We start from the raw sequence: 25432 nt of genomic DNA, 5'->3' as shown, positions 1-25432 counted from the left end.
AAACCCTCTCGTCTCGCCGACAGGGCCAAACCGTTAGGTAGCGGGCGTCCCAGAACCGTCGTATGGCACGCAGACGGCGGGACCCGGTCGAAGCGAACGCCGACCCATCCGAGGACCTCTACGAGATCGCGGACTGGGAACCGCGGTCGGTGCTCGACCGGTTCTCGCACTGGTTCTATCACGTCACACTGCGCTTTCTCAGGTGGCTGACGGTCCTGCTCGCCATCGCCATCCTCGTGTTGCAGATCGCCTTCGGCAGTCTGGGCGCTATCGGCGACCAGCCAGTCGTCGCGGGCATGGCGATCCTCTCGGCGGTGCCGGCGCTCGGGCTCGCGGTCTACATCTGGTACGCCGACGTGACCACGCAGGAGCCGCTGACGCTGCTGGTCGGGACCTTCCTGCTCGGAGTCCTGTTTGCCGGCTTCGCCGGCCTGCTCAACGTCTTCGTCGGCACCCCGGTCCAGGCAATCGGGTCGGCCTTCGGGCTGTTCCCGCCGGCCGGGCAGTTCTTCTTCTTCTTCCTCGTCGTCGGCCCCGTCGAGGAGAGCGTGAAACTGCTGGCTGTCCGGCTGTACGCGTTCCGGGACGACCGCTTCGACGCCGTCATCGACGGCGCGGTGTACGGTGCGGCGGCCGGGCTGGGCTTTGCGACCATCGAGAACGCGATCTACATCACCCAGAACACGGAACTGGTCACCGGGACGTTCCAGGCCATCGGCGAGAGCAGCGGGATCACGGCGATCCGGGCCCTGGCCGGTCCCGGACACGTCATCTACTCGGCGTTCGCCGGCTACTATCTGGGCCTGGCGAAGTTCAACCCCCGGAACGCCGGCCCGATCGTCGTCAAAGGTCTCATCATCGCCGCACTCATCCACGCCTCGTACAACACGCTGGCCGGCCCGGTGACGTACATCCTCTCGGAGATCTACAACGTCGACTTCCTGGTCGCGTTCTTCGGGTTCGTCGTCGTCTACGACACGGTGTTCGCCGCCATCCTGCTCCGGAAACTGCGGACCTACCGGCGCGCGTACACGGCAGCCCACGCGACCGACGACGGCCCACAGCACCGGCCCGAACAGACCGAGTTCGACTCCTGAAGGGACCGTCGTGCTGAAATGGCCCGTTAGACGAGCTGTTCGACGTACTTCGCGACGACGTCGACCTCCAGGTGGACCGGGTCGCCGACGGACTTCTCCGAGAGCGTCGTCTCGGCGTAGGTCGTCGGGATGATGGCGACGTCGAAGCTGTCGTCGTCGCGGGCGGCGACGGTGAGGCTGATGCCGTCGACGGTGATCGACCCCTTCTCGACGAGGTAGTCGCGCTGGGCCTCGGGCAGGGAAAACGAGAAGGTCCAGTCACCGTCGTACTCGCTTCGCTCGGACGACGAGGTCCCACTCGCGTCGCTCGCGGGACCCTCTCCCTCCTGTTCGATGCCGACGACCTCCGCGGTGGCGTCGACGTGACCCTGGACGATGTGGCCGTCGAACCGCCCGTCGGCGGGCATCGCCCGTTCGAGGTTGAGTCGGTCGCCCTCGCTGATCTCGTCGAAGAACGTCCGTGCCAGCGTCTCCCGGGCGAGGAACACCTCGAACCAGCCGTCGCCGGCGTCCTCGACGGTGAGACAGGCGCCGCTGACACTGATCGACTGGCCGTGGGACAGCTCGGAGAACGGGGCGTCGATGCGGAGCCGGCGGCCCCCCTCGTCGTCTACGACTGTCGCTACCTCGCCGGTGGCCTCGACGATGCCGGTGAACATACGCCGCCTAGGGCCGAGCCCGCGGAAAGCCCTTCGCTTCCCTGTCCGTGGCCGTATCGGAGCAGGACGGTGCCGGGGAAGCACCGCCCGAGTCCGCAGCCCTCCAGCGGTCGCGTGAAGGTGTACTCGCATCCGAGTTATTTTTATTCACGATTAAACACAAAGAATATAACCCCGACAGTGGTACAGCGAGATATGCCGACGCAGGGCACGGCCGACGAGCGCGACGACGACAGTGACTGGAACGCCCGCCACGCACGGACGCGCCCCCGCGAGCGCCGTCCGTCCGTAGCCGACGCTGACGACGAGGAGGACGCCTGGGAACTCCGGCACGCCGCGACGAAACGTACCGCCTGAAAAACCGCGCGTTCTACCGCTGGAGGACCTCGACGCCGACGAGTTTCGCGCCGGTGAGCGCGCGGATGTACGCGCCGCCGGCGATGGAGACGTGACCGAACTCCTCCTCTTCCATCCCGTACATCTCGATGGCGCGAGAGGTGTCACCGCCGCCGACCACCGAGAAACAGTCGGTGTCGGCGATGGCTTCGAGGACGCCCGCCGTCCCGACCGAGAAGCGCTCGTCCTCGAACATCCCGAGTGCGCCCTTCACGAAGACGGCCTCCGAATCGCGGATGATCGGCGAGTACTCCATGACCGTCTCCGACCCGACGTCGAGATACGAGACCGTCTTCTCCTCGATGTCGTCGACGGCCTGCTCGGCGCGGTCGCCCTCGTCGTCCTCGTAGGCCAGGTCGACGGCCAGCGTGATCTGGTCGCGGTGGTCGTCGAGCATCGACTCGATCTTCTCGCTGTTTGCCTCCCACTGCTCGTCGTAGAGATTGGCGTCGTCGATGTCGTAGCCGACGGGGTAACCGGCCGCACGCAGGAACAGTTCGCCGGCGATGCCGCCAAGCAGGAAGTCGTCGACCTTCTCGTCCAGATGGGTCATCACGTCGATGACGTCGGTCGCTTTCGTCCCGCCGACGACCATCGTGACGTTGCCCTCGAACTCCTTCTCGGCGATGGCGGTGTTGGCCTCGTACTCGGTCTCCATAACCCGGCCGGCGTAGGCGTCCATCACGAGTGGGAAGCCCACGAGCGAGGCGTGCGAGCGGTGGGCCGCCGAGTAGGCGTCGTTGATGTAGGCGTCGAACTCGTCTTTCAGCGTCTGGACGAACTCCGTCTGGGCCTTGACCTCGGGGTCCTCCTCGGGGAGTTCATCGTCGCACATCCGGGTGTTCTCCAGGACGAGGACGTCGCCGGCCTCCAGATCGGCGATGTCGTGGATGGCCTGTGGGCCGTAGGTCTCGTCGACGAAGGCGACCTCCTGATCGATGTGGTCCGCGAGGATGTCGGCGTGCTGTTCGAGCGAGACGAAATCGTCTCGGCCGGGACGACCCTGATGGGCCATGACGGCGACCTCGAAGTCTCGGTCGACCAGTTCGCGGATGGTCTCGGCGTGGCGGTCGAACCGGCGGTTGTCCTGTACCTCGCCGTCCTCGACCGGCGAGTTCAGGTCGAGGCGGACGAGGACGCGCTGTCCGTCCTCAAGGTCGTCGAGCGTCTGGAAGGTCATCACGCGTTCCAACACTCGCCGCGTGTATAGTCGTTTCCGAGTCCGTCGTCCGACACCGGATCGAGCGCGTTCGGTATACGCCGACCGTTACCTTATCTCGATGGAGCACCTCTATCTAGACGCATTGAGTCAGGATTTCAACGACATCGCGGGGCTCCCCGACGAACTCGGTATCGGGGACGACCTCGCCAGTTCACAGCAGCGTGCTACGATCAGTGTCGAGTCCCGCCGGTACGGGAAACCGGTGACCGTCGTCGAGGGGCTCGACCCCGACGCCGTCGACCTCGACGACCTCGCCTCGACGCTGAAACGCACACTCGCGGTCGGCGGCACCGTCGCCGACGGCCGCATCGAACTCCAGGGCGAACACGGGGATCGGCTCCGTGCGGCACTGGCCGACGAAGGGTTCGACGTGGCGACCTGACGCGACAGCCGTTGCGACCGTTATCACTCGTCTCCAGTGTTTCGTCACCCGACGGAACGGTCTACAGCGACAGCAGGCGGTGTACCGTGCCGGTGGCACCGAACGTTCGGCACATGCCAAACTGGGGTTGAGGTGACTCCCGGTAGTACGACGGGTATGGCCTCGGCCTCACAGTCCACGGAGTTCCGAGAGAGCGACACAGCCCCAGCGCAGCCACCGCCCAGGAACCGAGCGGCCCCAGCCGACGCGAACCAGTTCCGGCCACGCGAGTCGACGGGCTCGAACGCCGACTGGGAGCCGGTCTGGCAACAGGGGTTGGCCCTCTGGGCCGCGATCACGACCGGCCTGGCGGTTCTCCCGGCCGGTCACCCGGCCGGTGTCGGGCTGCTGGTGAGTGGCATCCTCGCGGCGCCGACGGTGCCCGTCGGGCTCTACTTCGCCCGCGGTGACGAACTCCAGGCGCGACTCGACGGGGTCGCCGCGGCCGCCCAGCGGGCCTTCGACGGGGCCCGGAACTGGGTGGCAGCGTCCCGAACCGACCGTGATACGGGCTGTTCGGGCTGCTGTTGCTGACCGAGTACCGTTTCCGGTCGAGCGCTCAGAACGCTATCTGTTCTCGGTTCCGCCAGAACCGCCCGGCAGGGCTGCCCGGTTCGAACGTCGCAAGCCAGACCGGCGTATCGGCACCCTCGGCGGGGCTCTTGGGTGCCTCCGGCGATCCCAGATCCGTCCTGACCCAGCCCGGACACGCCGCGTTCGCGACGAGCCCCTCGTCCCCGTACTCCCCGTGGAGGTACGCGGTCAGTCCGTTCAGCCCGGCTTTCGACACCCGATACGACGGGTACGATCCGCCCATCGGTTCGCCGAGTGCACCCATCCCCGAGGAGACGTTGACGACGCGGCCGCCCGGACGGTCGAGCAAGAGCGGCAGGGCGAGCTTCGTCAGGACGACCGGGCCACGGAGGTTCACGGCCAGTGTCGCGTCGATGCCGTCGATTGGGGTCTCGTGGAGCGGCTCGACCGGGCCGGCGATACCAGCGTTGTTGACGAGCACGTCCAGCCGCCCGGCCTCGTCCTCGATGCGGTCGATCGCCGCCCGCATGGTATCGTCGTCTGTCACGTCGAGTTCGACGGCGCGCCGGTCAACGGCCGTGACGTCGTCGGTGTCGCGGGCGCCGGCGTACACGGTCGCTCCCTCGTCGGCTAGCTGGCGTGCGATCTGTTCGCCGATTCCCCGTGTCGCGCCCGTGACCAGGGCGACCTGCCCGTCCATCGAATCGTAGCGGTCGATTTCGTCCATCGTCGACTCGACTACGAGCGACACACGACTAACTGTTTGCTCGGCGTGCGTCAGCGCTCAGAGAACGAAAGATCCGGTCGTGCAGCGCCTGTGACGCGAAACAGTGCGCTGTGAACGGCCGTGGTCGTCGAGAGCCTACTGCTCGGTGATGTACTGCGCGACGTCGAGCATCCGGTTCGAGAAGCCGTACTCGTTGTCGTACCACGTCAGAATCTTCGTCATGCCGTTGACGACGTTCGTCGACGCCAGGTCGACCTGCGTCGAGTACGGGTCACCGAGGATGTCCGAAGAGACGACGTCCTCGTCAGTGACGCCCAGCACACCCTCCAGTTCGCCTGCGGCGGCCTCCTCGAAGGCGGTGTTGACGTCGGCCTCGGTCACGTCCTCCTGGAGGTCGACGACGAACTCCGTGATCGAGCCGTTCGGGACCGGGACGCGGATGGCCATCCCGTCGAGTTTGCCCTCCAGTTCCGGCAGGACCTCGGTGGTCGCCTGGGCGGCGCCCGTCGAGGTCGGGATGATGTTCTCGGCGGCCGCGCGGCGGCGCCGGGGCTTGCTGTTGGGGCCGTCGATCAGGTTCTGGGAGCCCGTGTAGGCGTGGACGGTCGTCAGCTGACCGGCCTCGATACCGAACTCGTCGTCGAGCACCTTCGCGACGGGCGTGATGGAGTTGGTCGTACAGGAGGCGTTCGAGACGACGTCCTCGCCGTCGTACTCGTCCTCGTTGACGCCGTAGACGATCTGCTTGACCGGGTCGTCACCTTTCGGCGGCGCCGAGATCAGGACCTTGTCGGCGCCCGCTTCGAGGTGCTGGCCGGCGTCGTCCTTGGTGCGGAAGATGCCGGTTGCCTCGAAGGCGACGTCGACGTCGAGGTCGTCCCAGGGGAGCTGGGTCGGGTCCGTCTCGTGGAAGATTCCCGCCTCGAAGTCGGTCCCCTCGACGGTGAGGACACCGTCGTCGACACTCGCTTCCTCGAGTTTGCCCATGACGGTGTCGTACTGTGCGAAGTAGTCGATCTCGTCGTCGTCCATCACGTCGTTGATCCCGACGATCTCGACGTCGTCGTTCTCCAGCGAAGCACGGAATACGTTCCGGCCGATCCGGCCGAAGCCGTTGAGGCCAACGCGAACTGGGTCGCTCATACCGCCTAGAATACCTCCGGATTAGAGTAAAGAGTTTTCGGAGTTGTCGCGGATTACTGTTTGTTTGTGAGCGTTATGTATCGAACAGGCGGGAACACACCCGAATCCCTGGGAGCGTTTGACACAGAAACCGCAGCGAGCACAGACGGACATCCGCTCACACCATCACGACAGTGAGCCCGTCAGAAGGCTTTTGAGACGGACGACCCAACCCTGTGGTAATGAGACGCGACGACGACGATCCGTTCGACGAGTTCTTCCGCGAGATTGAGCGGATGATGGACGAGATGATGGGCGCCGAGGGGGAGGTCCACATCGACCGCGACACCAGCACCGACGGCGGCAACATCCACGTCGACGTCCACGAGACCGACGACGAGATCCGCGTCGTCGCCGACGTCCCCGGCGTCGAGAAGGAGGCCATCGACCTGAAATGCGATGGCACCGTCCTGACCATCGACGCCGGCAGTCACGACCGCGAGTACCACGAACGACTCACCCTGCCCAGCCGTGTCGACGAACACTCGGCCTCGGCCACCTACAACAACGGCATCCTCGAAGTCACCTTCGACCGCGAGGAGGACTCGGCGGATATCGAACTCTAGAGAGACCACTTTTTCGACGGGGGGTTCGGCGAGCGCGACGCGCTCGCCTCAACCCCCGAGCAAAAACGTGGGGAAAAACTGCTCGGCCTCACTCCGTTCGGCCGAGTGAACCGCCTCGCTCCGCTCGGCGGATGCTTACCGTGTGGCTGCACGCCGCTCACCGCTCAGCGGTCCGCTCGATCAACGCTGCTAAATCGTCCCAGAACCCCGCCTCGTACTTCGTCGCGCTGTCGATGGTCGGGCGGGCGTTCGTCTCGTTGACGACCGCGCGGTCGTCGGTGACGAGCAGGTCCACCCCCAGATAGCCGATGTCCAGCACCGCGGCGGCGCGCTCGGCCAGACGACGGTGCTCGGACGCGAGGTCGACGCCTGTCGCTTCGGCGCCACGGTGGACGTTGTGTTTCCAGCGGCCGCGCTCGCGTGCGTCGTCGGGGAGCCGTCGCTCGACGGCCCCGACGTACTCGCCGTCGAGGACCATCGCGCGGTAGTCCCTGGCGTCGGGGAGGTACTCCTGGACCAGGAACGACTGGTCGCCGGTCGCGCGGTAGTCGTGGACCAGATCGAGGTAGTCCGCGATGCCCAGGAAGGAATCGAGGTCGTGCGCGACCGTGACGCCGACCCCGCGGGTCGTCGAGTTGGGCTTGACGACGACGGGCGGATCGAGTCGTTCGAACGCCGCCACCAGGTCGGCCTCGTCGGCCGGGTTCGACACCAGCACCGTCTCCGGGACCGGGACGCCAGCCTGTCCCAAGCGTGCCAGCACGTCGGCCTTGTTCCGCGAGCGCAGGATGGCCTCACGGTCGTTGACCCACGGGACGCCGAGCATCGCGTCGGCGACCGCACCCTCCATGATTCGCGAGGGGTAGACGAACCCCACGTCGTAGTCGTCGAACGGCGACGAATCGAGCGGTATCGCCCGTTCGGCGGTCTCGACGTGGCCGACCTCGATGCCGCGCTCGGCGAGTTGCTCGCCCATCCGCTCGTAGGTCTCCGCGTCGGTGGCGACGGCGAGTCGAAGCATCTACTCGATAGAGGGCTAGCGGCTACAAAGACCTGACTCAGCGGCGTGCCGACCCAGCCCAAGCATGGAGCCTGAATGAAGCCGAGGCGGTGGCCGGGAGTGCGCTCCGTCGCACGACCCGGGGAAGGGCAGGCTCACGAGCGAGCATCCGCCGAGCGGAGCGAGGCGGTTCACCGGAATCGAGGCCAACGGCCGAGATTCCGGCCTTTTTCCCCACGATTTTGCGACAAGTGGTGGGCGAGCGACGCGAGCCCACCCGAGGAGGAAAAAGTGGCTGTCGGAAGGGCAGGCTCACGAACAAGTATACGGCGAGCGGAGCGAGCCGTTTCACCGGAAGCGCGTCGGCGGCGCGCTTCCGGGTAGTTTTTGTACTAAATTTTTGCGAGTGGGGGTCGCCATCGGCGACCCCCCGACGTAAAAATTTAGGCGATCAGCAGCTCTTCGCCGCGCTCGACCTTGATGCGGCAGGAGGGCGTGATCTTGTTGTAGGCACGGCGGAACGCTTCCTTGACGTGGGGAGCGTCCTCGACCTGGCAGTAGGCGGTAAAGAGCCGCTCGCCGGACTGGACGCGGGCGGCGGTGCCGACGATCTTCCCGAACGCCTGGCGCATCCCGTCGGAGACACGGTCGGCCCCGGCACCGGTCGCCTGCTTGTTCTCGCGCAGGACCTGGTGGGGGAACTTCCGCAGGGTCATCTTGTAGTCGCCGTCCTCGCCGAGTTCCTTGATGAGGTGGCGGTTGGCCGAGAGGCGCGAGGCCTCCAGGGAGCCGTGGCGAAGCTGGACGGACTCCTCGACGATGAGGCTGATCTGGACGGGATAGTCGTCGCGGTCGGCCTGCTTCTGGCCCATCTCGTGCTGTGCGATCTTCGACCCGGGGATGCCCGTGATGTACTCGCGGCGTGTGTACGAGGGCTTGTCGATGTCCCGGTACATTGAGGCGGGTTTTTCCGACATACGTACTCTTGGCGGATACGTAGCCCAGCGACGGGATAAGCGCTTCGAAGCCCGGGCGAGGGCGTGTGAACGGCTCACGGGGTTGGTTTCGTCCGGCACAGGCGGTGACACTGGTGTTACCTCGCTGGGGTGTTTATGCTCGTTCGTGCCCTCCAAAACGGTACGATGAACATGCTCGTCGACGGCGAGTGGCGGACAGACGCCTACGAGAGTACGAACGAGGACGGGGAGTTCGACCGGCAAGACACGACGTTCCGGGACGAGATCAGGGACGACCCCGACGCGCGGTTCCAGCCCGAGGCTGGGCGATACCACCTCTACGTCTCGCTGGCGTGCCCGTGGGCCCACCGGACGCTGCTCGTCCGGAAACTCAAGGGGCTGGAGGACGCTATCAGCGTCGACGTCGTCGACCCCTACCGTGACGAGGACGGCTGGCAGTTCACGCCCGAGAAGGACGGCTGTACCGAAGACACCGTCAACGGCGCCGACTACCTCCGGGAGATCTACGTCGCCGCGGATCCCGACGCGACCTGCCGGGTGACGGTCCCCGTGCTGTGGGACACACAGGAGGAGACCATCGTCAACAACGAGTCCGAAGAGATCCTGCGGATGCTCGACACCGAGTTCGCTTCGGTCGCCGAGCACGATGTCGACCTCTATCCCGAGGGCTACCAGGAGGAGGTCGATCGCATCATCGAGGACATCTACGAGCCGATCAACAACGGCGTCTACCGGGCCGGGTTCGCCAACTCCCAGTCGGCTTACGACGAGGCGGTCGAGGAACTGTTCGACGCACTCGACCACTGGGACGACGTGCTCGCGGACCAGCGCTACCTCGCCGGTGACCGCCTGACCGAAGCGGATATCTGTATGTTCACCACGCTTGTCCGGTTCGACGAGGTCTATCACACTCACTTCATGTGCAACCACCAGTTCATCCGGGAGTACGACAACCTCTGGCCGTATCTGCGTGATCTCTACCAGACTGGGGGCGTCGCTGAACGAAGTGAAGGGACGCCGGATGAACGAACGGGGAGCGGAGCGAGCCGTGAGTCGGGAGTTGCGAAGACCGTGAACATGAGCCACATCAAGGAACACTACTACACGACCCACCCGGACGTGAGCCCGAAGCGGATCGTCCCGAAAGGGCCGAACCCGGACTTCTCGGCCCCACACGACCGGGACGACCTCCCCGGCGAACCACCGGCGGATCTGCTGACGGCAGCGTAGCCCTCCGTTCGGTCCCCATCGAGGACATATCGTACTCTGAGCGGACGACAGCGTTTTTATGTGGTACTACTAGACTGTGTGCCAATGAGGCGTGACGCGGGGACGGAGCGGGGGGTAAGCACAGTCATCGGAGTCGTCTTGCTGGTCGGTATCGTCGTCATCCTGGCTGCCGCAGTCGGGACGTTCCTGCTCGATATCGGCGACCAGCAGCCACGGAACGCACCACAGGTCGCTATCGTGGCCGACTACAACAAGCAGACCGGACCCAGCGGGGAGTATCTCAATCTGAGCGTCGGCAGTGGGGACACACTCCAGCGGGACGAACTCTCGGTCACCATGACCGGAGCGAAAGACTCCAGCGGGAACGACGTCTCGCTGAACAGCAATCCGATACAGGCACAGGCACCGACCGAGGTTCGAGCAGGCACGGAGATATCGATCAACGCGAACCACTTCAGCGGGATCGGTTCGAGCGAACACCTGGACCTGAGCGAGGCCACCCTGCGAATCATCTGGGTACCGGACACGAGCGAGGAGACGAAGACCTACGTCATCTACCGCTGGCCGGACCCGAGCACGCGCTAGCTGAGGCGGGCTTCACCGGCCTCGTAGTCTTCGAGGAACGACCCGGGCCCGCCAATAGTGGCAGTCTCGTCGCCGAGTTCGACGACAAGCGTGTGTTCGATCGGGTAGGCGTTGGTCTGTGGTTCGGCCATCCCCTGGCGCGTGTCGACGATCCGACCCTCGATGGTGCCGGGGTCGTCGGTGGCCTGGACGGGCTGGACGTCGGCGGTGATCGTCACGTCCTCGTCGGCACGCAACTGGAGCGTGGCCTGTAACACGAGATGCCGGAAACTGCGGTAGGTCGCTGGCAGATCCCGCGGTTCGGCGACGTGGATCTCGGTCGCCATCGGCCAGTAGTTCCCCAGGAACGACCCCGAGAGGATAGGGACGATCTGCTGCTGGACGAAGGCGATCGCTCGCTGGTCGGAGTTGGTCCGGATGACCATATCCGCCGGCGCGACCAGACCGTACTGGCCGTCGACGGTGAGCATGATCGGCATCTCCTGTTTCCAGGCGCGGGCGACAGAGGCCTTCCCGGCGACGTCGGCCGCGTCGATTCGGTCGGCGCTGTTGACGACCAGCATGACCAGCACGCCGCGGTCGACCGCGGCGCTGAGTTCGCTCGCGATCTCCGAGAGGTGCTGCTGGGGGACCGAGAGCATGATCTCGCTCTCGGCGTTGGCGATGTACTCGCTGAGTCGTTTGACCACCGTCACGCGGGACTTGATGACGTCGAACTGCTGAGGTTCGCGCTCTGTGTCGGCGAACCGGTCGTCGAGTGCCGACTCCATCTCGGTCAACTGGTCCGTCAGCGAGTCGATCACTTCCTGGGGCGGCCGGGCGCGGATCGTCGTCGGGACCACGTGGTCGTCGACGTCGACGAACCCGCGTTCTTCGAGCGATTCACTGATACTGTAGACGTAGCGCTTCGAGACGCCGGTGTCGTCGGCAATCTCACTCGCCTTGGCCTCACCGGTCCGGAGGATCGAGAGGTAGGTGTCCACCTCTTTCTCCGAGAGGCCGAGTTGTTCGAGTCGCGCTGCAAGCGTTGAGTCGTCCATCTGTTGTCACCAACTTGTAGTCGGAACTAACTGTGTTTCGGTCGCGTCCGAGCCGCTGTCGACCGAATCGACATTTTAGTTGTAATAGTTCAATACAATTCGAGAAACCATTAAGGTACTGGTCGTGTAGCTGTGTGTATGCCAAATCCTGATTCTGCGGCCGAGACGACGACACACTGGACCGTCGGCGAGAAGTACGGGTTCGGGACGGTCTGTGACCACGACGCTGCCGATCCCGCACGCGTCTGGTACACGCTGACCGAGGGCGCCGTCACCGAGGTCCGGTTCCCGCGGCTGGACGTGATGAACGTCCGCGAGGTCGACTTCCTCGTCACGGACGGGGACGGCTACACCGCGCGGACGTTCCGCGAACGGCGCGACAGACCGACCGTCGTCGAGCGGACGGCCGAAGCGACGACGGACGAGGCGCTGCTCTTTCGCCAGACGGCCCGGCCGACCGACGAGCACGACTGGGACCTGACCGTCGAACACGTCGCCCACCCCGACGAGGACGCACTGATCCTCGACGTCGAGTTCGACGGCGACGGCTACGACCTCTACGTCGTCGTCGACCCCGCCCTCTCCTGTCACGCCGACCACGACGTCGCGCAGGCGTCCGTGACGGGGCTGACAGCGTACCACGACAAGCCGGAGGTGGCGTCGACGTTCCGCAACGACGACGGGGACGGCGTCAACGTCGGCCTGGATATCGTCCGGGAGGGACCCGCGATGAACGCCGAGGCGGACATCGAGACGACGGTGCTGGAACGGTCGACCGCACAGGACGGCCGCCAGTACTCGCTGGTCGCACACCACGAGGAGGGCGAACCGGAACGGGTGTTCCAGGACGAGGACGGCCGGCCAATCGACGTCGGTCTCGGCGTCGCGAGCGCCGACGGTTTCGAGTGGACGACCGTCGACCACTGCGAGGGTCCCGTCGAGACGGCGCTGCTGGAGCGTGGCGTGACCGACGAGCGCCGCGAACGGGCGGCGGGCAACGTCGTTCTCGCGGGTCGGCTGGCGAGCGACGAGACGACGGTCGCGCTGGGCTTTGCCGAGGACGCCGACGACGAGGCGGCACTGGCGACCGCAGAGCGCGCCCTCGAAGACCCCGTCGAGGACGTCCGGGCGGCCTACGTCGACTCCTGGCAATCGTACCTCGACGAGGTGCGTGTCCCCGACAGCGTCGCGGACGACGACGAACTGCTGGCACAGTACCGGACGGCGGTGATGGTGATGAAGGCCGCAGACTCCAAGCAGTTCCCCGGTGCGGGCATCGCCAGTCCCTCGGTCCCGTGGGGCGACGCCGTCGAGGCCAACGAACCCGACGACTACGGCTACAACTACGTCTGGCCGCGCGACCTCTATCACACCTTCACGGGTTTCGAGGCGGTCGGCGACGTCGAGAGTGCCATCGACGCGACCGAGTTCGTCTACGCCCACCAGCAACGCGCGGACGGGTTCATCCCCCAGAACACGTTCCTCGACGGTCGGACCCGCTGGGGTGGCGAACAGCTGGACGAGATCGCGTTCCCCCAGGTGATGGCCCAGCAACTCCGTGCCCGGCACGACTACGGCTTCGAAGAAGCTGACTACGACTACGAGCACGTCCGGCGCTCCTCTGCGTACCTCGTCCACAACGGCCCGGACAGCCAGCAGGAGCGCTGGGAGGAAGAGGAAGGATTCTCCCCATCGACCACGGCCGCCGAGATCGCGGGCCTGGTCTGTGCCGCTGACCTCGCGCAAGCGGCCGGCGAGCGCGCCGACGCTATCGCCTTCCTGGGCGTGGCCGACCACTGGGTCGCGCACCTGGAGGACTGGCACGCGACCGAGACCGGGACCGATAGACACGAGAACACGCCCTACTACGTCCGCGTGACCGACGAGGGCAACCCCGACGACGGCGACCTCCGGACCCACGCCAACGGTGGCGGGACCCTCGACGAGCGCGACATCATCGACGGCGGCTTCCTCGAACTCGTGCGACTGGGAATCCTGCCCGCAGACGACGAAGCGATCCGCAACAGCGTCGCCGAGTACGACGACGACATCATGGTCGAGACCCCTCACGGCCCGGCGTGGTACCGCTACACCGGCGACGGCTACGGCGAGAAGACCGTCCAGGCCGGTGCGCCCTGGCAGCCGGACATGACCGGAAGGGGACGGCTGTGGTCGTTCTTCACCGGCGAGCGCGGCGAGTACGAACTCCGCCTGGACGATCCGAAATTCGCCCCCACGGACCTGCTGGCGACGCTGGCCGGCTTCGCCAACGACGGGCGGATGCTCCCCGAGCAGATCTGGGACCACGACGGGGGCAACGACTTCGGTTGGACGTTCGGCGAGGGAACCTCCAGCGCGACGCCGCTGTCCTGGACGAACGCGCAGTTCGTGCGCCTGGCCTGGAGTATCGACGCCGGCGGCCCCGTCGAGACGCCCGCGGTCGTCGCGGAGCGCTACCTCGACGACGACCGCCCGGCCGGCCCCGACCTCGACGTCGAGATCGAGCGGACTCGCGACGGCGTCGCGGTCACCGGCGAGACCGACGGCGAGGACCTCGTCGTCACGACCGAGCGCGAGACGGTCCACGCGAGCGGCGGGACGGTCGACCTGACCGTCGACGCGCCCGCCGAGAGCCGGGTCACCGTCGTCGCCGCGACCGGTGAGCTCCCGGACATCGGGACGACCACCCGGCAGACGACGGTCTGAACAGGGGTTCTCGCCCACCCGACTTTCAGCTGCGAAAAAGTATTACACCATAATTTATGTTGCCGGGCGTGATGCATGGTGACAATGACGCTCCGGACCTCGTTGAACGACTTCAAACGAAACCGGGATCACGACCGGCACTTCCCGGGGGAGTTGCGCTCTACCGACGGTATCTTCTCGGGTTTCGACGACCGACTCGTCCACGTCGACGCCGACGGATCGCTTCGAGATTACTCCTACCCCCTCTGTGGCCTCTCGGGGATCGACCAGTCGTGCTTCGGTGTCGAGACCGACGACGTCGTCTGGTTCGACGACGACACCGAACAACGCTACCGTGGCGAGACCGGCGTCGTCGAGACCGTCCACGAGCAGGCCGGCTGGTCGGTCGTCCAGTTCGACTGCACCGTCGGCCGGGCGCACGTGACCCGCTTCGAACTCCGTGGTGACGCGCCGGCCGACGCCACCCTCCAGGCGTTCGTCGGCTTCGCGCCCGACGGCCGCGAGGGACGGACCAGCCTGCTCGTCCACGACAGCGCCGTCGAAGCGTACCACCGCGACGAACACGACTACGTCGGCGTCTCGACCGAGCTGGCGACCGTCCACGGCCAGATTCCGGAACGGTTCGAGGAACTGATCGCGGATCGACCGGTCGATTTCCCCCGCGAGACCACCCAGGAGCGCTACGAGGACGAGGTCCTGACTGGAGGCGCGGTCGTGAGCGCGCCCTTCGAGGACGGCGGCGTCACGCTCGTGACACTGCTGACGGACACGAGCGAGACAGACCGCGAGGCGGCCCTCTCGCGGCTGTCGACCCTCTCGACCGAATATGCGAGCGGCGACTCCCTACTGGACGCGACCGAGCCGCAGCGTCCGTGGTCGGTGCCGGCCTCGGCCCCCAAGCGTGAGACGGTCGTCGACGACCTGCGGGTCGTCTCGCTGCTGTCGGCCGCCAACGGCGCCCGCATGGCTGGTCCGGACTTCGACCCCTTCTTCGTCACCTCCGGCGGCTATGGCTACACGTGGTTCCGCGACGACTCCGAGATCGCCCGGTTCCTGCTCGCCAGCGACCAGACGCTCGGGCTCGGGCTTGCGGACTGGCACGAGCGGTCGGCCGCCTTCTACTGCCGGACACAGCTTGCCGACGGGAGCTGGCCCCATCGCGTCTGGCCCGGCGACGAGACGCTGGCGCCGGGGTGGGCCAACGCCCGCATCGAGAGCGGCACCGACACGGACTACCAGGCCGACCAGACCGGCAGCGTCGTTGGGTTCCTCTCGACGTACCTGCGGTCGGGCGATCCCGAGGAGCCGGCACGCATCGAGGACGCCATCGAGGCCGGCGTCGAGAGCCTCGACGACACGCTGGTCGCCGACGGCCTCCCCATCGCCTGCCAGAACGCCTGGGAGAACATGCAGGGTCGGTTCACCCACACCGCCGCGACGTTCCTGCACGCCTACGCCGCGGTCGCTCGCGCGCCCGTCGACCAGGCGTTGCGCGACCATGCCCGCGAGCAGGCCCGTGCGGTCCACGACGGCCTGGACACGCTCTGGACCGGCGACCACTACGCGCTCCGAGCCCGTGAGGGAGAGCTCGACGCCCGACTGGACTCCGGGACCCTCGCGCTGGCCGGTGCAATCAGGGAGTACGCCGACGTGGTCGACCTCCCGGAGACGACACTCGACCGTCTCGACACGCACGTCCGGGCGACGCTCGACGGCCTCGAACGCGAGACCGACGCCATCCGCGGGCTCGTCCGGTTCGAGGGCGACGAGTGGCGCCAGAACACACAAGCCGACGAGAAGGTCTGGACCGTCGCCACCGCCTGGGGCGCCAACGCGGCCGCAGAGCTGGGCACCCTGCTCGAATCACGCGGCGACGACGTCCGGGCGGCGACGGCCTACGCCCGGTCGCGTGACCTCCTGGGCGAGATCCTCCCCGGCGGCTCGCTCGTCCAGCCCAACGGCTACCTCTCCGAACAGCTCTACGACGACGGGACGCCAGACTGTGCCACGCCGCTGGGCTGGCCCCACGCGCTCCGGCTGGCCACGATCGCGCACCTCTCCGAGACCGACGAACTCCATCCGGAACGGGCCGAGCCAGCCGAGTAGAGCGAGCGGCACTGCTTTTCGACGGTACTGTCGCTATCGCCGCGTGAACACGAGAGAAGAACCGCGAGTTACTTCGCCGGAACTGGCTCTTCGCCGACGGCCGTGATCGCTTCGCCGGTCTCGTCGTCGAAGAGGTGGACCGACGACTCGTCGAAGGAGACGTGGATGGTGTCGCCGACGTCTGGTTCGATGTCGGCAGCGACCCGCGCGATGAAGTCCGGCGCGTCCTCGGTGTCGAACTCGCGTGACTCGGTGCCCAGATCGAGATAGAGGTAGTTGTCGCTGCCGACGGGCTCGACGACGTCGACGATCGCCGGGACAGCCGACTGGGCGCCCTCGTTACCGACGGAGACGTGTTCGGGACGGATGCCAAGCGTGTAGGTCCCGCCACCGATGTCGCCGAAGGAGTCGGCACGGCCGCTCGTGAGGTCGTAGGTGAACGCGCCGTCGGCGCCCGTCAGTCGGATGCCGCTGTCGAGCGGTTCGGCGGCCACGTCGACGAAGTTCATCGACGGCGACCCGACGAAGCCGCCGACGAACTGGTTGGCCGGGTTGTTGTAGACGTGGGTCGGCTTGCCGGCCTGCTGGAGTTTCCCGTCGTTGAGGATGACGATACGGTCGCCCATCGTCATCGCCTCCTCCTGGTCGTGGGTGACGTAGACGGCGGTGATGCCCAGTTCCTCCTGGAGGCGCTGGATCTCGGTCCGCATCGTCGTCCGGAGCTTCGCGTCCAGATTCGAGAGCGGTTCGTCGAAGAGGAATACCTCGGGTTCGCGGACGATGGCCCGGCCGAGCGCGACACGCTGTTTCTGCCCGCCCGAGAGTTCGTCGGGCGTGTCGTCCAGCAGGTCCTCGATACCCATCATCTCGGCGGCCTCGTAGACGCGCTTCTCGCGCTGCTCTGCGGACATATCCGTGCTCATCCGCAGCCCGAAGGCCATGTTCTGCTCGATGGTCTTGTGCGGGTACAGCGCGTAGTTCTGGAACACCATCGCCACGTCGCGGTGGCGCGCGTGGACGTCGGTGATGTCGTTCCCGCCGAGACGGATGCGTCCCTGCGACGGTCGTTCGAGGCCGGCGATCATCCGCAGCGTTGTCGACTTCCCACAGCCCGACGGCCCGACGACGGTGACAAACTCCCCGTCGTCGATCGAGAGGTCCAGATCGTCGACCGCGACGATGGACCCACCGTCGAACTCCTTCCTGAGCGTTGCTAGTTCGAGACTCGCCATTACTCCCGTTGTATCTTTCCTGCATGATAAATGTTCCCCAAGATTCCGAATTTGTGAGGGGAAATTTCGTAGTAACTTTACCAGGTCGTCACGACTGGCCGACAATGATTCACGGACGGGGACCGAACGGGGCGAGCAGATGAGGCGACGACGGGATTTCATGCGGCTGGCGACGGGTGTCGGGCTGGCCGGGCTCGCCGGCTGTCCGGGTCAGTTGGGTGACGGTGGATCGGGCGCGAACACGGAGACTGCGAGCGGGTCGACGGCGACACCGGAACCGATCGAAGCGCCACCGCCGACCTGGACGACGGGCCGGAAGTTCGGCGTCGCGACGGTCCCGGATCACGGGAGCGAGGCGCCCTCGCGGGTGTGGGCGACGTTCACGAAGGGAGCCGTCACGGAGATCCGGTACCCCCGGGTGGACCTGCTGAACCTCCGGACGCTGGAGTTCGTCGTCGTCGACACCGACTCGGGGACGACCTGGCGGACCCACCAGCCCGACCGGACGGCGACGGACCGCGTCGAGCGCTCGACGACGCTCGCGACCGACCGCGCGCTGGTGTACGAACAGACGTTCGCACCCGTCGAGAGCGACGCCTGGGACCTGACTGCCGAGTGGGTGACCGACCCCGAGCGGGACGCGCTCCTAGGCAACGTCGCCTTCGACGGCGCGGCCAGCCACGAGGTGTACGCCGTCGCGCGGACCGCCTGTTCCCAGAGCGCCGGCGCGGACTTCGGCCGGCGGGTCCCGACCGCCGACGGCTACCAGCTCGCGGCCTGGGATACCGACGCGAACGACAGCCAGCACGTCGTCCTCGACGACGGGGACTCCTACGAGGTGGCGATGGGGCTGGTCGCCGAGAGCGGGTTCACCCGCGCCAGCGCGCTCGCACCCGACGACGGGCAGGCGCTCGTCGAGGCCGGCGAATGGACCAACAACAGCTCCGTCGAAGGCGCTGTCACGCTCGCTGGGCGCCTGCTGGCCGGCAGCGGCGAGGCCCAGTTCGCCCTCGGGTTCGCGACCGAGCGCGACCAGGAGACCGCCCGCGAGACCGCGCGAGCGGCCGTCGATGGCGGCTACGAACGGGCACGCGAGTCCTACGTGGCTGCCTGGAACGAGTACCTGGGCGAACTGTCGGTCCCCGACAGCGTCACCGGCGACGACGCCCTGGCGACCCAGTACCGCGTGGCCGCGATGGTGCTGGCGGCCGTCGAGGACAAGACCTACCTCGGGGCCGGCATCGCCAGCCCCTCGGTCCCGTGGGGGTCGGCCGTCGGCGCGTCCACCCCGAGCGACTACGGCTACAACTTCGTCTGGGCGCGGGACCTCTACCAGTCCTTTACCGCCATGCGAGCGATGGACGACGTCGAGGGCGCCAGGCGGGCCGTCGAGTACATCTTCGAGTACCAGCAACGGGACGACGGCTTCGTCCCCCAGAACACGTTCCTCGACGGCCGCCTGCGCTGGGATGGCGAACAGTTAGACGAGATCGCCTTCCCGCTCGTGATGGCCTACCAGCTGGCCGACCGGCACGACCTCGGGCTCGATTCGGTGGCCTACAGCTACGACCAGCTCAAAGCCTCCGCTGATTACGTCGCCGGCAGTGGCCCGGCGACCGGTCAGGAGCGCTGGGAGGAGGAGGGCGGCTACTCGCCCTCGACTATCGCGGCCGAGATCGCGGGGCTGACCTGTGCGGCCGCGCTGGCGGCCGACGCGGGCGAGCACGTCGACGCGCTGGTGTGGCTGGCGACCGCCGACGACTGGGCCCGCTCGGTCGAGGAGTGGTGTGCGACGACGACGGGCGTCGACGACCACGAACCGCCGTACTACATGCGCATCAACGACGACACCGACCCGGACGACGGCGCGGACCTGGACATCGCCAACGGCGGGCCGACACTCGACGAGCGGGACGTCGTCGACGCCGGCTTCCTCGAACTCGTCCGGCTCGGTATCAAGCCAGCCGACGACCCGACCGTCCGGAACTCGGTGTCGGTCGTCGACGAGACCATCCGCCGGGACACGCCCAACGGCCCGGCGTGGTACCGGTACAACGGCGACGGCTACGGCGAACCCGCCGACGGCTCGCCCTGGGACAGCGCCGGGCAGGGCCGACTCTGGCCCATCTTCACGGGCGAGCGCGGCGAGTACGAACTCCGCCGCGGCACCGACTCGGGGAAACTGGCACCACGGAACCTGCTGTCGACGATGGCAGCGTTCGCCAACGAGGGGCGGATGATCCCAGAGCAGGTCTGGGACCGCGACGAACCGACCGAGTACGGCTGGGAGTTCGGCGAAGGAACCGGCTCGGCGACGCCGCTGTCGTGGTCGATGGCCCAGTACGTCCGCCTGGCCCACGCCATCGACGCCGGTGAACCCGTCGAGACGCCCGCGATCGTCGCACAGCGGTTCGGGAGCGAGCGTGAGCGCCCCTCGCTGACGGTCGGCGAGTTCCCGACGACGACCGAGGACTCGCCGCTGCCCGTCGAGGTGACCACCGACGCCGCGGAACTGATCGTCCGGAACGGCGACGACACCCGCCGTATCGAACCCGACAGCGAGCGCCTGACCGTCGAGATCCCGCTCTCGGGCATCCGCAACACCGTCACCTTCGTCGCCGTCGACGACGCCGAGGAGATCGTCGACGCCGCGGTGGCGCTGGAACGCCGGACGGTGACCTACCGGGGGGAATAGGGACAGCGACGGGACAGCCGGACCGTTCCTGCCGGCGCCACAGCCGACCTGTTTCTCCCGACTCGACAGCCGCCCCGTTGCTGCCACCACCACAGCCGACCGATAGTCGCCGGTTCGACAACCGCCAGGGTGGGACTGAAAGGGGCGACGCGCTCGGCGAGCGAGACGACGTAAGGACCGCAGTGAGCGACGCGAACGAGGACCGCAGCGAGTCGTAGCCGCCGAGCGCGTCGGGGCTTTCTGGCTGTCAGCGTCGAGCAGCGGGGCGGTCCAGCAAAGAGAATCTACAGCGTCAGAGTCGCCAACCACGCAGGAATCCCACCGCAATTCCACCCACAGAGAGCGCAAAGGGGATCGAGAGCGCCCGGACGACCAGGACGGGCGCGGCTGTCGCGGCGGCGGGGACGCCGACGACGATGGCCAGCGCGCCGCTCATCAGCACGTCGTAGGCGCCCAGACTGGCCGGCACCGGGACGGCGCTGGCGGCCTGCGGGAGCGGGACGAGCGCGACGATGGGCAACAGCGGGACGGCCGTCCCGGTTCCGGCGAGCGCCAGCCAGAGCGCCGTCGCCGTCAGCACCTGTTCGAGGACGCCGCCGGCCGCGATCAGGCCGAGCAGTTCCGGCCGGTCACGGAAGCGGACGATACGGGCCCAGAACCGGTCGACGGCGGCTGCGACCGTCGAGCGGTCGTGGGGGTCCTCGCGGTAGCGCGCGGAGACGAAAGCGACGACGGGCGCGAGGAGGGCGACGGAGACACGCGAGACAGCATCGCGGGCCCACAGCAGCGCCGCCCCGACCGCCAGCAGACCGATCAGTGCGACGCCCAGAACGCTGACGACGACGCGGGCGTCGGGCGTCCCGACCAGCAACAGCAGGGCGAGGACGGTCGAGACGAACAGCTGGGTGCCCGATTTGACGTACTTGGCGACGCCGCGGACCCCCAGTGCTTCGCTGTAGGAGGTCGCGGTCGTGACGCCGATGAACCGCGCCATGATCGGCTCGGAACTGACCGGGCCGGCGGGGCTGAGCGTGTCGAAGAAGTCCCCGGCCAGCGCGAACTGGACGCTCTGGCCGCCCGAGAGGCCGTCACCGAGCGGACGGATAGAGGCCCAGACGCCGATGGCGTCGGCCAGGCCCTCGGCGACGACGAGCACGGCGACGGCAGCGACGGCCCAGGGGGCGATGGCACCCGCGCGGGCGAGGACGGCGTCGGTGCCGACGAGCGCGAGGTAGCCGGCCAGCGCGACGGCGCCGAGGGTCACGCCGGCGAGAAAGCGCAGGACAGTGTGCCGCGGCGCGGTCATGCTCCAGACACCTCTCGTGGTGTGGTTGACGGTTTCTATGATGGAACAGTGTGGCTACGTTCGACACAGTATCTCGGACCGTCTCCGCAGGGACTACTCCGCGGGGGTGACGACGACGGCCACCGGCGCTACTCGGTCGGCGTGACCACGACGTCCGCGACCCGGAGGCAGTCGTCGGTCGTCACGTCGGTCTCCGCGAGCAGATCCCGGCCGGAGACGTCGGCGCCGAGCGAGACCGTCGCCGGGTCGGCCCCGAAGTTCAGGACGACCACGAGTGTCTCGTCGCCGTCCGAGCGACGGTAGGCGACCACGTCGTCGGCGTCACCCGCGTGGACGGTCACCTCGACGGGGTCGACGCCGGGTGCGCGCAGCGCCGGGTGGCCGTCCCGGAGCGCGACGAGGCGGCGGTGGAAGTCGGTGAGGGCGTCGTCGCCGTCGTGCCAGCGCATGGTACCGCGTTGCTCCTCGACGCCCCGTTCCTGGCCCGAATAGATCATCGGGACGCCGGGGACGGTAAACGTCGCGGCCACGGCCGCCCGGAGCGGCGCGACGCCACACTCGGTGCGGTAGCGGTCCTCGTCGTGGTTCTCGACGTAGCGCATGTGGACCGCCCGGTCCGGATAGCCCCGAAACTGCGAGGACTCCAGTGCGTCGAAGACGGCCGCGGCGGGGGCCTCGCCGTTCCCGATATCCAGCAGCGTGTCGTAGAAGTCCGTGTCGTAGTGGACGTCGAACTCGTTCTCGCGGAAGTCTGCCTCGCGGGGAACCGTCTCGTCCAGCAGGAGGAAGTCAGCGTCCTCGGCTTTCACGCGCTCGCGGACCTCCTTCCAGAAGCCGTGGGGGACTCCCCAGGCGACGTCACAGCGGAAGCCGTCGACGACGCCGGCCCACTCGTCGACGACGTCGAGCATCCACTCCCGGACCGCCAGCGAGTCGTAGTTGACGTTGGGGATCTTCGTCCAGTTGAAGTACAGGCCCGGCGCGTCGTCGCCGGCCCAGTCGACGTCGGTGACGTCCTGCTCGGGCGGAACGCGCTCGTAGTGGTCCTCGTAGCCGGGGACGCCGGCGCGGTGGAACTGGAAGGCCGGGTGGTCCCGCGAGGTGTGGTTGATGACCAGATCGAACAGCACGGAGATACCGGCCTCGTTGAGCCGTTCGACCAGCGACTCGAACTCCGCGCGGGTCCCCAGATCGTCGGCAGTGTCGAACAGATCCGTGATGTGGTAGCCGTGCTGGGTCGGACTCTGGACGACGGGTGTGAACCAGACGGCGTCGACGCCCAGCGACTCGATGTAGGGGACCCGGCGCTCGATCTCGGCGAAGGAGGTCTGGGCGATGTCGCCGACGAACTCCCGGACGAAGATCTGGTAGATCGTGGCGTCGGCGGCCCAGTGGGGCGCGTCGGCCGGGCGGTGGACGGTGCCGTCGGGCTCGATCTCGAGCGTGTCGGCGATGCTGTGGTGTTCGGCGACGGCGACCGCGTGGACGCGTGCGCCGTCGGCAGAGACGGCCGCCAGCGGGACGCGGAGTTCGTCGCCGTCGACGGTCACGGCTGTCTCTGCGAGGGCGTCGCGGTCGTCCAGATGGAACTCCACGTCGGGGTCACCGCCCTTGGGAGCAGCCGTCGCGTCCGCGGTGACGACCAGTTCGTCGCCCGCGACAGCGCTATCGAGTTCCACGCGCGGCCGACCCGGCCCCTCGACGGTCACCTCGTCGGTGGCGTAGGGGTCGAACTCGCCGTCGAACGCGAAGATAGCGCCGTGGGTGCCCGGCGGGAGGTCGACCTCGACGGCCCACTCGTCGCCGTCTCGCTCGGCCCGGTACTCGCCCATCGTGAAGTCGTTGAACTTCCCGATGACGACGGCTTCCTCGACGTCCGAGAGGTCCGTCTCGCCCTCGACGACGTCGTCCTCGGTGACACTGAAGCGGACGCGTTCGGTGACGCCGGCGGGGAACGCCCGCACCGTCTGCGTGTGTGTCCCGTCGGGCGCAGTCAGTTCCGCACGGTAGGTGCCGGGGACGTCCGGTTCGAGGTGGACGACGGGGCCGTCCCCCAGCGTCGCGGTGCTGTCTGCGGGCGTCTCGCGAAGCGTCCAGTCGTAGGCCGCGTCGGAGTCGGGCGCGCGCGGCGCGAGTTCGACGGACTCGGCGACGTGACAGAACCGAGGTGGGCCGGGATGGTGCATATGCCCACCGTACACAGTGGGGTAATTGGGTCTTTCGCCGTACGGCCCGTCGGCTGGAAAGTGAGAGGTATGATTTCGTAGAACTTTTATGCACGTAGTGAGATGGATGTATCGTGCTGGCGTTCGGCCAGCGCGAGTCGACGAGTTCCTGCCGAGCCGCTGGTGTCGAATAATCTATCATAAACGTACATGATCCATCGAATGATTTAAGTTGTGAAAGACTATTTCATCCATTATCCATCCATGACAATGGACCGCAGAACGATCCTCAAGCAGATCGGTGGCGTCAGCGTGGCAGCGGCCTTCGCAGGGTGTAGCGTGCAAGAACAGGGCGGCGACGGCGGCTCCGGTGGATCCGGTGACGGCGGCTCCGGTGGATCCGGCGACGGCGGCTCCGGCGACGGTTCCAGTGGCGGCGAGACCCAGACCGAGAGTCAGGGACCAGCCGGCACCGCGACCGCCTGGTGGTCGCTGAGTGACAGCGAGAAGGCGATCCGCGAGAGCGTCGTCTCCACGTTCAACGACGACACTCGGCACACCATCGAGGGGTCCGACATCTCGGACCTCCAGAAGAAGACGTCGAGCGCCATCCCGGCCGGCCAGGGCCCACACATCTTCGACTGGGCACACGACTGGGCGGGCAACACCTACGAACAGGGCTTCACCGTCGACCAGAGCGACCAGGTGTCGATCAGCCTCGATCAGTTCACCACGACGGCACAGAACGCCGTCCAGTACAAGGGCAACCTCATCGGCCTGCCGTTCGGTGCCGAGACGGTCACCCCCATCGCGAACATGGACATCGTCGACTCCGTGCCCGAGACCATGGAGGAGATGGTCTCGATCATGGAGGACCACCACGACCCCGACAACGGGCAGTACGGGCTCTCGTACCCGTTCGACCCGTACTTCGCGAGCGGGTTCCTGCAGGCCTTCGGCGGTCACTACTTCGACCCCGAGGCCGACGAGCCACTGGGCGTCAACTCCGACTCGGTCGTCGAGGGCCTGGAGTACGCGCTGGAGAACCTCCGGCCGTACATGCCCAACGACCCCGGCTACGAGCCACAGGCCGCGGCGTTCAACGAGGGTAACGCCGCCTTCGCGATCAACGGGCCGTGGTCGCTGGCGACGTTCAGCGACAACGACATCGACTACGAAGTGTTCAGCTTCCCCGAGATGGAAGGCGGCACGCCGAGCCCCTACACGGGTATCTCGGTGTGGTACTTCGCCAAGCCGATGGGCGAGGGCGGCGCGGACGCGACGGCCGCACGTGACTTCGTCGAGTGGTACGTCACCAACGAGGACCACCTCAACAAACTCGCCAACGAGCAGGGCGCGATCCCCGTCCTGAAGAGCCTCGTCGGCAGCGAGGACCTCCCCGCACAGGTCCAGGCCTACTCGCAGTCGGCCGGCCAGGGGACCCCGATGCCCAGCGCACCCAAGATGGACGACGTCTGGGGGCCGGTCGGCAACGCCCTGACCAAGGCCTTCAACGGCGACGCCAGCGCACAGCAGGCGCTGGACACCGCTGCATCGGAAATCCGCAGCAACTGGGAAGGCTAGAG

21 protein-coding genes are annotated in these 25432 nt (G+C 67.2%); 11 read left to right on the top strand and 10 right to left on the bottom strand.

What is annotated here, in order from left to right:
* Nucleotides 1-62: 62 nt before the first annotated feature.
* A complete protein-coding gene (locus Hhyl2_RS15115; protein ID WP_483551598.1) occupies nucleotides 63-1097 on the top strand; it encodes a PrsW family intramembrane metalloprotease in 1035 nt (344 codons plus the stop codon).
* Nucleotides 1098-1123: 26 nt separating this feature from the next.
* Here Hhyl2_RS15115 and Hhyl2_RS15110 read toward each other — a convergent pair whose 3' ends face one another.
* Complete coding sequence (locus tag Hhyl2_RS15110; RefSeq protein ID WP_483551597.1) at nucleotides 1124-1756, bottom strand: riboflavin synthase; 633 nt, start codon at nucleotides 1754-1756, stop codon at nucleotides 1124-1126.
* Between the two features lie 195 nt (nucleotides 1757-1951).
* On the opposite strand from Hhyl2_RS15110, the gene Hhyl2_RS15105 reads away from it, so the two are divergent.
* Entirely contained in the window at nucleotides 1952-2113 is a 162-nt protein-coding gene (locus Hhyl2_RS15105; RefSeq protein ID WP_483551596.1) for a hypothetical protein, read from the top strand.
* Between the two features lie 13 nt (nucleotides 2114-2126).
* Here Hhyl2_RS15105 and Hhyl2_RS15100 read toward each other — a convergent pair whose 3' ends face one another.
* On the bottom strand, nucleotides 2127-3332 hold the full coding sequence (locus Hhyl2_RS15100; protein WP_483551595.1) for a phosphoglycerate kinase: 1206 nt from the start codon (nucleotides 3330-3332) through the stop codon (nucleotides 2127-2129).
* A 100-nt stretch (nucleotides 3333-3432) separates the two neighbouring features.
* On the opposite strand from Hhyl2_RS15100, the gene yciH reads away from it, so the two are divergent.
* Nucleotides 3433-3756: a stress response translation initiation inhibitor YciH gene (gene yciH, locus Hhyl2_RS15095; protein ID WP_483551594.1), complete on the top strand. Its 324-nt coding sequence runs from the start codon at nucleotides 3433-3435 to the stop codon at nucleotides 3754-3756.
* A gap of 156 nt (nucleotides 3757-3912) precedes the next feature.
* Entirely contained in the window at nucleotides 3913-4329 is a 417-nt protein-coding gene (locus Hhyl2_RS15090) for a hypothetical protein (RefSeq protein ID WP_483551593.1), read from the top strand.
* A gap of 25 nt (nucleotides 4330-4354) precedes the next feature.
* On the opposite strand, the gene Hhyl2_RS15085 is transcribed toward Hhyl2_RS15090, so the two are convergent.
* Complete coding sequence (locus Hhyl2_RS15085; RefSeq protein WP_483551592.1) at nucleotides 4355-5056, bottom strand: SDR family NAD(P)-dependent oxidoreductase; 702 nt, start codon at nucleotides 5054-5056, stop codon at nucleotides 4355-4357.
* 135 nt (nucleotides 5057-5191) lie between these two features.
* Complete coding sequence (gene gap / locus Hhyl2_RS15080) at nucleotides 5192-6199, bottom strand: type I glyceraldehyde-3-phosphate dehydrogenase (RefSeq protein WP_483551591.1); 1008 nt, start codon at nucleotides 6197-6199, stop codon at nucleotides 5192-5194.
* Nucleotides 6200-6420: 221 nt separating this feature from the next.
* On the opposite strand from gap, the gene Hhyl2_RS15075 reads away from it, so the two are divergent.
* Nucleotides 6421-6804 carry an Hsp20/alpha crystallin family protein gene (locus Hhyl2_RS15075; protein ID WP_483551590.1) on the top strand — a complete coding sequence of 128 codons (384 nt, stop codon included), beginning with the start codon at nucleotides 6421-6423 and terminating at the stop codon, nucleotides 6802-6804.
* 157 nt (nucleotides 6805-6961) lie between these two features.
* On the opposite strand, the gene Hhyl2_RS15070 is transcribed toward Hhyl2_RS15075, so the two are convergent.
* The gene (locus Hhyl2_RS15070; protein ID WP_483551589.1) at nucleotides 6962-7825 is read right to left on the bottom strand and encodes an ATP-grasp domain-containing protein; all 864 of its coding nucleotides are present in this window, start codon (nucleotides 7823-7825) and stop codon (nucleotides 6962-6964) included.
* Nucleotides 7826-8247: 422 nt separating this feature from the next.
* Nucleotides 8248-8781: a 50S ribosomal protein L16 gene (locus Hhyl2_RS15065; protein WP_483551588.1), complete on the bottom strand. Its 534-nt coding sequence runs from the start codon at nucleotides 8779-8781 to the stop codon at nucleotides 8248-8250.
* Between the two features lie 165 nt (nucleotides 8782-8946).
* Here Hhyl2_RS15065 and Hhyl2_RS15060 point away from each other — a divergent pair, with 165 nt between their 5' ends.
* Together Hhyl2_RS15060 and Hhyl2_RS15055 are read left to right on the top strand one after the other, a co-directional pair.
* Nucleotides 8947-10011 carry a glutathione S-transferase family protein gene (locus Hhyl2_RS15060; protein WP_483551587.1) on the top strand — a complete coding sequence of 355 codons (1065 nt, stop codon included), beginning with the start codon at nucleotides 8947-8949 and terminating at the stop codon, nucleotides 10009-10011.
* Nucleotides 10012-10095: 84 nt separating this feature from the next.
* The gene (locus tag Hhyl2_RS15055) at nucleotides 10096-10596 is read left to right on the top strand and encodes a type IV pilin domain-containing protein (RefSeq protein ID WP_483551586.1); all 501 of its coding nucleotides are present in this window, start codon (nucleotides 10096-10098) and stop codon (nucleotides 10594-10596) included.
* On the opposite strand, the gene Hhyl2_RS15050 is transcribed toward Hhyl2_RS15055, so the two are convergent.
* On the bottom strand, nucleotides 10593-11636 hold the full coding sequence (locus Hhyl2_RS15050) for a TrmB family transcriptional regulator (protein WP_483551585.1): 1044 nt from the start codon (nucleotides 11634-11636) through the stop codon (nucleotides 10593-10595). The genes Hhyl2_RS15055 and Hhyl2_RS15050 overlap by 4 nt on opposite strands.
* A 138-nt stretch (nucleotides 11637-11774) precedes the next feature.
* On the opposite strand from Hhyl2_RS15050, the gene Hhyl2_RS15045 reads away from it, so the two are divergent.
* Complete coding sequence (locus Hhyl2_RS15045; RefSeq protein WP_483551584.1) at nucleotides 11775-14342, top strand: glycoside hydrolase family 15 protein; 2568 nt, start codon at nucleotides 11775-11777, stop codon at nucleotides 14340-14342.
* Between the two features lie 84 nt (nucleotides 14343-14426).
* The gene (locus tag Hhyl2_RS15040; RefSeq protein ID WP_483551583.1) at nucleotides 14427-16448 is read left to right on the top strand and encodes a DUF7997 domain-containing protein; all 2022 of its coding nucleotides are present in this window, start codon (nucleotides 14427-14429) and stop codon (nucleotides 16446-16448) included.
* Between the two features lie 68 nt (nucleotides 16449-16516).
* On the opposite strand, the gene Hhyl2_RS15035 is transcribed toward Hhyl2_RS15040, so the two are convergent.
* Nucleotides 16517-17680, bottom strand: coding sequence for an ABC transporter ATP-binding protein (locus tag Hhyl2_RS15035; RefSeq protein WP_483551582.1), 1164 nt, complete (start codon nucleotides 17678-17680; stop codon nucleotides 16517-16519).
* A gap of 160 nt (nucleotides 17681-17840) precedes the next feature.
* Between Hhyl2_RS15035 and Hhyl2_RS15030 the strand changes: the two genes are divergently transcribed.
* On the top strand, nucleotides 17841-20375 hold the full coding sequence (locus Hhyl2_RS15030; protein ID WP_483551581.1) for a glycoside hydrolase family 15 protein: 2535 nt from the start codon (nucleotides 17841-17843) through the stop codon (nucleotides 20373-20375).
* Between the two features lie 292 nt (nucleotides 20376-20667).
* Here Hhyl2_RS15030 and Hhyl2_RS15025 read toward each other — a convergent pair whose 3' ends face one another.
* Both Hhyl2_RS15025 and Hhyl2_RS15020 read right to left on the bottom strand, forming a co-directional pair.
* Nucleotides 20668-21681 (bottom strand): lysylphosphatidylglycerol synthase domain-containing protein, encoded by a 1014-nt coding sequence (locus tag Hhyl2_RS15025; protein WP_483551580.1) that lies wholly within the window; start codon nucleotides 21679-21681, stop codon nucleotides 20668-20670.
* Nucleotides 21682-21809: 128 nt separating this feature from the next.
* Entirely contained in the window at nucleotides 21810-23867 is a 2058-nt protein-coding gene (locus tag Hhyl2_RS15020) for an alpha-amylase family glycosyl hydrolase (protein ID WP_483551579.1), read from the bottom strand.
* Nucleotides 23868-24110: 243 nt separating this feature from the next.
* On the opposite strand from Hhyl2_RS15020, the gene Hhyl2_RS15015 reads away from it, so the two are divergent.
* A complete protein-coding gene (locus tag Hhyl2_RS15015; protein ID WP_483551578.1) occupies nucleotides 24111-25430 on the top strand; it encodes an extracellular solute-binding protein in 1320 nt (439 codons plus the stop codon).
* Nucleotides 25431-25432 lie beyond the last annotated feature (2 nt).

The sequence above is a fragment of the Haloarcula sp. H-hyl2 genome, from assembly GCF_056934385.1.
This window is presented reverse-complemented; position numbering and strand designations above follow the sequence as displayed.

Bases quoted from the DNA above. Each gene is read 5' to 3' on its own strand.
- Hhyl2_RS15115 (WP_483551598.1), top strand. From the start codon at position 63: ATGGCACGCAGACGGCGGGACCCGGTCGAAGCGAACGCCGACCCATCC.
- Hhyl2_RS15110 (WP_483551597.1), bottom strand. From the start codon at position 1,756: ATGTTCACCGGCATCGTCGAGGCCACCGGCGAGGTAGCGACAGTCGTA.
- Hhyl2_RS15105 (WP_483551596.1), top strand. From the start codon at position 1,952: ATGCCGACGCAGGGCACGGCCGACGAGCGCGACGACGACAGTGACTGG.
- Hhyl2_RS15100 (WP_483551595.1), bottom strand. From the start codon at position 3,332: ATGACCTTCCAGACGCTCGACGACCTTGAGGACGGACAGCGCGTCCTC.
- yciH (WP_483551594.1), top strand. From the start codon at position 3,433: ATGGAGCACCTCTATCTAGACGCATTGAGTCAGGATTTCAACGACATC.
- Hhyl2_RS15090 (WP_483551593.1), top strand. From the start codon at position 3,913: ATGGCCTCGGCCTCACAGTCCACGGAGTTCCGAGAGAGCGACACAGCC.
- Hhyl2_RS15085 (WP_483551592.1), bottom strand. From the start codon at position 5,056: ATGGACGAAATCGACCGCTACGATTCGATGGACGGGCAGGTCGCCCTG.
- gap (WP_483551591.1), bottom strand. From the start codon at position 6,199: ATGAGCGACCCAGTTCGCGTTGGCCTCAACGGCTTCGGCCGGATCGGC.
- Hhyl2_RS15075 (WP_483551590.1), top strand. From the start codon at position 6,421: ATGAGACGCGACGACGACGATCCGTTCGACGAGTTCTTCCGCGAGATT.
- Hhyl2_RS15070 (WP_483551589.1), bottom strand. From the start codon at position 7,825: ATGCTTCGACTCGCCGTCGCCACCGACGCGGAGACCTACGAGCGGATG.
- Hhyl2_RS15065 (WP_483551588.1), bottom strand. From the start codon at position 8,781: ATGTCGGAAAAACCCGCCTCAATGTACCGGGACATCGACAAGCCCTCG.
- Hhyl2_RS15060 (WP_483551587.1), top strand. From the start codon at position 8,947: ATGAACATGCTCGTCGACGGCGAGTGGCGGACAGACGCCTACGAGAGT.
- Hhyl2_RS15055 (WP_483551586.1), top strand. From the start codon at position 10,096: ATGAGGCGTGACGCGGGGACGGAGCGGGGGGTAAGCACAGTCATCGGA.
- Hhyl2_RS15050 (WP_483551585.1), bottom strand. From the start codon at position 11,636: ATGGACGACTCAACGCTTGCAGCGCGACTCGAACAACTCGGCCTCTCG.
- Hhyl2_RS15045 (WP_483551584.1), top strand. From the start codon at position 11,775: ATGCCAAATCCTGATTCTGCGGCCGAGACGACGACACACTGGACCGTC.
- Hhyl2_RS15040 (WP_483551583.1), top strand. From the start codon at position 14,427: ATGACGCTCCGGACCTCGTTGAACGACTTCAAACGAAACCGGGATCAC.
- Hhyl2_RS15035 (WP_483551582.1), bottom strand. From the start codon at position 17,680: ATGGCGAGTCTCGAACTAGCAACGCTCAGGAAGGAGTTCGACGGTGGG.
- Hhyl2_RS15030 (WP_483551581.1), top strand. From the start codon at position 17,841: ATGCGGCTGGCGACGGGTGTCGGGCTGGCCGGGCTCGCCGGCTGTCCG.
- Hhyl2_RS15025 (WP_483551580.1), bottom strand. From the start codon at position 21,681: ATGACCGCGCCGCGGCACACTGTCCTGCGCTTTCTCGCCGGCGTGACC.
- Hhyl2_RS15020 (WP_483551579.1), bottom strand. From the start codon at position 23,867: ATGCACCATCCCGGCCCACCTCGGTTCTGTCACGTCGCCGAGTCCGTC.
- Hhyl2_RS15015 (WP_483551578.1), top strand. From the start codon at position 24,111: ATGACAATGGACCGCAGAACGATCCTCAAGCAGATCGGTGGCGTCAGC.